Annotated in this window: 7 protein-coding genes and 1 pseudogene; 6 read left to right on the top strand and 2 right to left on the bottom strand. The window is 64.1% G+C overall.

What is annotated here, in order from left to right:
* Positions 1-388 precede the first annotated feature (388 nt).
* Complete coding sequence (locus EN738_RS36960) at positions 389-643, bottom strand: hypothetical protein (protein WP_348629111.1); 255 nt, start codon at positions 641-643, stop codon at positions 389-391.
* Here EN738_RS36960 and EN738_RS27655 point away from each other — a divergent pair.
* On the top strand, positions 527-1,816 hold the full coding sequence (locus EN738_RS27655) for a PAS domain S-box protein (protein WP_348629110.1): 1,290 nt from the start codon (positions 527-529) through the stop codon (positions 1,814-1,816). The two genes, EN738_RS36960 and EN738_RS27655, sit on opposite strands and share 117 nt — an antisense overlap.
* A gap of 39 nt (positions 1,817-1,855) precedes the next feature.
* Here the strand turns inward: EN738_RS27655 and EN738_RS27660 are convergent, their stop codons facing one another.
* Positions 1,856-2,110: a hypothetical protein gene (locus tag EN738_RS27660; protein ID WP_127286440.1), complete on the bottom strand. Its 255-nt coding sequence runs from the start codon at positions 2,108-2,110 to the stop codon at positions 1,856-1,858.
* 268 nt (positions 2,111-2,378) lie between these two features.
* On the opposite strand from EN738_RS27660, the gene EN738_RS27665 reads away from it, so the two are divergent.
* From EN738_RS27665 to EN738_RS27685, 5 genes and pseudogenes are all read left to right on the top strand, one after another.
* Positions 2,379-2,624 (top strand): hypothetical protein, encoded by a 246-nt coding sequence (locus EN738_RS27665; RefSeq protein WP_127286441.1) that lies wholly within the window; start codon positions 2,379-2,381, stop codon positions 2,622-2,624.
* Between the two features lie 185 nt (positions 2,625-2,809).
* Positions 2,810-4,036 carry an anion transporter gene (locus EN738_RS27670; RefSeq protein WP_127286442.1) on the top strand — a complete coding sequence of 409 codons (1,227 nt, stop codon included), beginning with the start codon at positions 2,810-2,812 and terminating at the stop codon, positions 4,034-4,036.
* A 160-nt stretch (positions 4,037-4,196) separates the two neighbouring features.
* The gene (locus tag EN738_RS27675; RefSeq protein WP_127286443.1) at positions 4,197-5,195 is read left to right on the top strand and encodes a LacI family DNA-binding transcriptional regulator; all 999 of its coding nucleotides are present in this window, start codon (positions 4,197-4,199) and stop codon (positions 5,193-5,195) included.
* On the top strand, positions 5,192-6,709 hold the full coding sequence (locus EN738_RS27680) for a sugar ABC transporter ATP-binding protein (RefSeq protein WP_127286444.1): 1,518 nt from the start codon (positions 5,192-5,194) through the stop codon (positions 6,707-6,709). The genes EN738_RS27675 and EN738_RS27680 overlap by 4 nt, the downstream gene beginning before the upstream one ends.
* Positions 6,709-7,150, top strand: a pseudogene (locus tag EN738_RS27685) (ABC transporter permease); the annotation flags it as partial. The gene EN738_RS27680 and the pseudogene EN738_RS27685, both read left to right, overlap by 1 nt.

Consider the following 7,150-nt stretch of genomic DNA (forward strand, 5'->3'; position numbering starts at 1 on the left):
ATGGCATTGGGGCCGTTCGGATCGACCGTGTTGGGGCCATCGGGGTCGACGACAACCGATTTTCCACTGCCGTCGGCCATGTCTGAGCCGGCCGTGTCGCCAGCGGTCTGGGCCATCGCCGATGTGCCGAGGCCAAGCGTCAGCAAGGCGGCTGCGAGGATTCTCATGGTCATGGCGGTCTCCATTTGGTTGTGGTTTCGTCGCGTCGCGACTTTTGCGGGAACCGCTCGCGCCGGTGATGGTTCCCTCGCAAATTCATTTGGATGGGGAGGTCGCCGACACCTCCTGCCGCCTTTGACGACTGCGCAAGCGTAGCCGGGAACCGGCGTTCGCGGCCGGACACCGCGCGCCGGGGAACCGAAATCCCTCACGCGCATTCCTTGTCGAGTTAATTTTCCAGCATCGAAAGGCGAGGGGGTCGGTGGATACGATTGAACATGGCGGCATCGGGCTCCCGGGCGCCCATGCCTTCGATCTGCTGCAGGCGCTGCCAGTCGCCGTCTACACCACCGACAAGCAGGGCCTCATCACATTCTTCAACGAAGCCGCGGCCGAACTTTGGGGGCATCGTCCCGTCCTCAACGAGGATCGGTGGTGCGGATCGTGGAAGCTGCGTCATCTCGACGGTCGCAAGATGGCGCACGACGAATGCCCGATGGCCATTGCCTTGCGCGAAGAAAAGGACGTTCGCTGGGGGCGGGCGATTGCCGAGCGGCCCAACGGAGAACTCATCCCATTCAGCGCACATCCCGTCCTGCTTCGCAACGAGACCGGTGACACGATCGGCGCAATCAACACCTTGCTCGACCTGCGCACCCAGACCATGGCGGACGAAGCCCGCACGCGGCTTGCCTCCATTGTCGAGTCATCGATGGATGCGATCGTTTCAAAGGACATAAACGGCATCATCACCAGCTGGAACGACGCGGCGCAGCGCCTCTTCGGCTACACGCCGGCGGAGGCGATCGGCCGGCCGGTGACAATCCTCATCCCGCCCGACCACCTGGACGAGGAGGTCTCGATCATCACCCGCATTCGCGCCGGCGAGGTCGTGCCGTCCTACGAGACGGTGCGCCAGCGCAAGGACGGCACGCGCATTCCCGTTTCGCTCACCGTCTCGCCGATACGCGACGGCATCGGCAGGATCATCGGCGCGTCCAAGATCGCGCGCGACATCAGTTCTCATAAGGAGAGCGAACGGCGCATCCGCCTGCTCATGCGCGAGGTCAATCATCGCGTGAAGAACCAGTATTCGGTCATCATCTCGATGATCCGCGAGACGAGCAAACAAGCCAGCAGCCCGGAGGTCTTTCTGGAACAGGTGCGCGAACGCATCCTGGCGCTTTCGGAATCGCACGATCTGCTTGTCAATGCCGAGTGGCGCGGCGCGACGGTTGCCGAACTGGTCGAGGCGCAGGTAAGGGTCTTCGCGGCGCAGTCGCGCCTGTCGGCAAAGGGGCCGGTGATTATGCTCAAGCCGAACGCCGTCCAATATCTCGGCATCGCCTTCCACGAACTGGCGACAAATTCGGCAAAGTACGGGGTCTTGTCTAACCCGGTCGGGCAGGTCGAGATCGAATGGGCCATAACCACCGCCGCCAATGGCGAGGAAACCTTCGGGCTTGTCTGGCACGAGCACGATGGACCGCCCTTGGACGGAGAGATACGTCGCGGATTCGGATCGGTTGTACTGAAACGGATCGCGCCGCAGGCGCTGGGCGGTACCGGACAGCTGGAGTTCGGCGAGCACGGTGTAAGCTGGAAGCTCGAAGCGCCGTTGCGATACGTGAAAAACTCTCTTGACGAGATGGATTGACGGCGCGACCGGCCGAAACTTCGCGCTGACATCCTCTCCTTACTGCGTCGCCGAACAGGCGCGCTCGGCCATCTCGGCGACAAGCGCGCAGTCGAACTCCATGGCTGCCCCATACGTTTCGGCTATTTGCACGACCATATATTCGAGGTCTTCGCGCGCGACGTTTTCGTCGAGGTTTCGCAGACGCACACGCTCAGCCACGACAGCGACATTGACCACGCCCGTGGAATGGATCGCGGCCAGGACCAGGGAGTTGAGGTCTTCTCGCAATTGGCTTGAATAGCTGTCGCGCATGGCAGTTGCCTTCCGGTGAGGCGTTTTCCCTCATTTTCGAGCATGCGCCCGACACATTGCGATAGCAAGCGCAATGTCAAAAATATTGAAATAAAATCAATTAGTTAGTATAGTCTGTTGATTGCTTGGTCGATGCCTTGTCCTCATCGTTGGGCCTTTGCGCCGATCACCCATCGCTCACCCTTGACGGGATGTGCGTCAAATCCTAATTTTACTGTTAGTGAGCCAGATACTAACTCACTGCATTTTGGTCTTGGCGGAGGCACAAATGGGCGAACTGGAACGACCTGAACGGCTCCAGATCATGCTGACGGCTGACGAATTGGCTGCACTGGAAAACTGGCGCTTCGAAAAGCGTATGCCGAGCCGGTCGGCGGCCGTGCGGGAACTGCTACGGCGCGGCCTTGCCGCGGAAGGGTTCCTCAAGGCCGAGCAGGGGCTGAAATCGCAGGAGTTTGGAATTCTGGAGCCGGAACGCAACGATAGCGCCGAGGGCAAGCCGGTTGCAGACTAGCCACTGAGCAAACCCGCCTGTCTTGTTCGGACGCCGCGGCCTTATCGTCGGGTCGCACGAAAAGTTTCAACCGCACAACCGCTTCCACCGCTTTCGCTTTGCCGCCCGCTTGCTAAAGGTGGAGCGAAGAATGCCGCCGGGCAGAATCTGCCGGGGAGCGGCGAGTTCGGACGGAACTTCTGCCAATGACATGGACTGGCGCGGCGGCACTTTTGATCCTCATCCTGACCTATGCCGGTGTCGCCGTTGGCCGCTTTCCGGGCCTGCGCCTCGATCGCGCCGGCATTGCGCTGCTCGGTGGCGCAGCCATGATCGCCGTCGGCGCGATCAGCATGGAGGATGCCTACCGCGCCATCAACTTCGATACGATCACGCTGCTGCTCGGCATGATGATCGTGGTCGCGCATCTGAAGGTTTCGGGCGCCTTCCGCGCGCTCGGCGGCTTTGCCATCGAGCATGCGCACGCGCCGTTCATGCTCCTGGTCATGGTGACGCTGCTGACAGGCGTGCTCTCGGCCTTCCTGGTCAATGACGCAATCTGCCTGGTGATGGCGCCGATCGTCGTCCATGTCACGCGCGTCATCAACCGCAACCCGGTTCCGTATCTGATCGCCACCTGCACGGCTTCCAATTGCGGCAGTGTCGCCACCATCACCGGCAACCCGCAGAACATGGTGATCGGCGCGCTGTCCGGCATTTCCTATCCTGCCTTTTCGGCCGCTCTCGCGCCGGTGGCGCTGTTCGGCCTTCTCGCCGTCATCGTCATCTTGCGCATCGCCTACCGCGCCGAATTCGCCCGCACCGTGGACCTCAGTCCCGAAGTCTATCGCGGCCGCATGCTGCCGGGTCAGGTGCTGAAGGCGGTTATCGTCTGCGTCATGCTGGCGGTTGCGTTCTTCGCCGGCGTTGCGGTTGCCAAGGCGGCGCTGATTGCCGGCGCCTTCCTGCTCGTCACCCGCGCGATCAAGCCGCATCGCATCTACCGGGAGATCGACGGCCCGCTGCTGTTCATGTTCGCCGGCCTGTTCGTGGTCGTGGCCGGCGCCGAAAAGACGCTGCTGACGCCCGAGATGATCGCCTGGGCGAAAAACATCGGACTCGACGATGTCTGGCGGCTCTCCGGCTTCACCGCCGTGCTCTCCAACATCATGAGCAACGTGCCGGCGGTGCTGGCGTTGAGGCCCTTTGTCCCCGGGCTTGAAAACCCCGAGCGCGCCTGGCTGGTGGTCGCGATGAGCTCGACGCTGGCCGGCAATTTCACGCTGCTCGGCTCTGTCGCCAACCTGATCGTCGCCGAGCAGGCCAAGGCGGCGGGCAAGGAGCTTTCCTTCTCCGCCTTCTTCAAGGTCGGCTTGCCGCTGACGCTGGTCACGCTTGCCGCCGGCACGGCCTGGTTGGCTTTCACCACCTGATTTCCAAGTTTTCAGCCCGCGACAAAAATTTGTCGCGAGCTTTTATCGAATCGATTGCGCAAACGTTTCGATGGCTCTATGGTTTCCATAAATCCGCCGAAGAGCGGTCGGGAAACGCAATCAAGGGAGGAGCGCTTGCGGGCACTCCACACGAGCCATCATGCCGACAATGGCTGAGGTCGCGCGCCGCGCCGGCGTCTCGGTGTCGACCGTCTCGCACGTTGTCAACGGCACCCGCTTTGTTTCGCCCGAGAAGGCGAGACTGATCAACGAGGCCATCGCCGCCATGGGCTATCAGCCCAACGAACTGGCGCGCTCGCTGAAGGTCGCCTCGACCCGCAGCGTCGGGCTCGCCATCTCGGCGATTTCCAATCCTTACTTCACCGACATCATCTGCGCGGTCGAGGCCGAATGCGCCCGGCTCGGCCTGATGGTGTTCCTCTCCGACACGCAGGAAGATCCGAACCGCGAGCTTCAGGTGGTGCGCGCCTTCCACCAGCGCCGCGTCGACGGCGTCATCCTGGCGCCGTCTGGCTCGCCCGAGCGCGCCATCGACTATCTCGCCGAAAAGAAGCTGCCCTGCGTTTTGATCGACCGCTTCGCCGACGACCGCTTCGACCAGATCGGTGTCGAGAACGACACGGCGATGCAAGCCCTCATCGACCATGTCGTGTCCTTCGGCCACAAGCGCATCGGCTATATTGCCGGCCAGCCGGGGCTGGCCACCACGCGCGAGCGCATCGAGGCGTTTCGCGCATCGCTCGCCGCCAATGGACTTGAATGCCTGCCGCGCTATGTCTCGCCGGAGAATGTCGACACGGCGAGCGCCACGGCATCGACGCATGCGATCCTGGCCTTGCCGACGCCGCCCACCGCATTGGTCACCGGCAACAACATGACGACGATCGGGGCAGTCCGCGCCATCCGCGAGAAGGGTCTTTCGATTCCCGGCGACCTGTCGCTGGTCGGCTTCGACGATTTCGAATGGGCCGACTGCTTCGAGCCGCGCCTGACGCTGGTCGAACAGCCCTGCACCGAGATCGGGCACCAGGCGGCGGCGCTGCTCAGCGAGCGCATCGCCTCCAGCCACGCAGCGCCGCGTGCCGTGCGGCTGCAGGCAAGGCTGCAGGCACGCCAGTCCTGCGCGAGGCCGAGATGAGCGCGCCGCTGCTTTCGGTCACCGGTGCGGTGAAACGCTTCGGCGGCGTGCAGGCGCTGCGCGGCGTCGACTTCGACCTCAAGCCCGGCGAGATTCACGCGCTGCTTGGCGAGAACGGCGCCGGCAAGTCGACGCTGATGAACCTTCTCTCTGGGGTCTACACGCCGGACGAGGGCGAAATCCAGATCGACGGCAAGCCGGTCACCTTCAACAACCCGCGCGAGGCGCAGGCAGCCGGCATCGCCACAATCTTCCAGGAACTCGACCTGGTGCCCTCGCTCGATGTCGCGGCGAACCTCTTCCTCGGCCGCGAATTGATGCGACCGGGCGGCCTGCTCGACGTGCCCGCGATGCGCCGCGAGGCGAAGCGGCGGCTTGAGGCGATCGAACTCGCCATCGACCCCGCGCGCCTCGTCGCCGACCTCTCCATCGGCCAGCGCCAGGTGGTGGCGATCGTCAAGGCGCTGTCCTATGCCTCGCGCGTGCTGATCATGGACGAGCCGACGGCCGCGCTCACCGTCGGAGAGGTCGAGCGCCTGTTCGACATCATGCGCAAGCTCGCCGCTACCGGCGTCGGCATCGTCTACATTTCGCACCGGCTGGAGGAAGTGCCTGAGATCGCCGACCGCGTGACGGTGATGCGCGACGGCCGCGTCGCCGGCGTCACCGAGCCGCACGCGCCGCAGGCCGAACTGGTTCGACTTCTGGTCGGCCGCTCGCTGGATGAACTCTACCCGGCGCGCGCCAGAAGCGCCGGCAAGACGCTGCTCAGCCTCAAGGATGCCAGCTTCAGGCTCGCCCGTGAAAGCGCCGGCTGGCAGCCGCCGAGCGGGATTTCGCTCGAGGTCAAGGAGGGCGAGATCGTCGGCCTGGCCGGCATCATGGGAGCAGGGCGCACCGAACTGCTGTCCGCGCTCTACGGCACCGGTCTCGCCGGACGCTGGCAGGGCGAGGTCGCAGTCGACGGCAAGCCCGTGAAACTCGACTCCATCGACGCGGCGCGCAAGGCCGGCATCGCCTTCGTCACCGACGACCGGCGCGGCAGCGGCCTGATGCTGCGAATGGCCGTCGGCCTCAACTTGGTCATGTCCGTGATCCGCCGCATCTCGCCGGCCGGCCTGATGTCGCCGCGCCGCCAGGCGGAAGCGGTGAGACAGTCGTTCGGCCAGTTCGACATCCGTCCGAAGAACCCGGACATTTCCGTCGGCGCGCTTTCGGGCGGCAACCAGCAGAAGGTGGTGCTGGCCAAGGAAATTCTCGGCAATCCGCGGCTCTTGCTCCTCGACGAGCCGACCCGCGGCGTCGATGTCGGCGCCAAGGGCGAAATCTATGCGCGGCTGAGAGCACTCGCGGCGCAGGGGCTCGGCATATTGGTCGCCTCCAGCGAGATGCCGGAGCTGATTGGACTTTGCGACCGCATCGTGGTGCTGCGCCAGGGGCGCAACGTGGCGGAATTCATTGGCGGCGTCGACGAGCACACCGTGCTTGCCGCGGCAAACGGCAGGGAGGCCTGATGTCGGACCAGAAGATTTCGGTGGCTGCCAGCCCGGCAGCTTCAAGCCCTTCGGTACCCGCTGCTCCGGCGGCGAGGCGCGTCGATCCGCTGGCGATCATCGTGCGCTTCCAGAGCCTGATCGGCCTCGTGCTGGTGGCGATCGGCGGCGTCATCTTCTCGCCCAGGCGCCATGGCGAGATCCTGTTCCTCAACCCCGACAACATCGCCAACATCGTGCGCGCCGTGTCCGAGACCGGCATCATCGCCATCGGCATGACCTTCGTCATCATCACCGCCGGCATCGATCTCTCGGTCGGCGCTGTGCTCGGCCTGTCCGCCGTGGTGACCGCAACGATGATGATCTCCGGCGGCTTCGGACTGATCCCGACCATTCTGGCCGTGCTCGCCATGGGCATCGCCTTCGGCATCGTCCAGCGCACGGTCTCCACCCGCTTCCCGT

Source organism: Mesorhizobium sp. M4B.F.Ca.ET.017.02.2.1, assembly GCF_003998955.1.
In the GTDB taxonomy this organism is placed as follows: Bacteria; Pseudomonadota; Alphaproteobacteria; order Rhizobiales; family Rhizobiaceae; genus Mesorhizobium; species Mesorhizobium abyssinicae.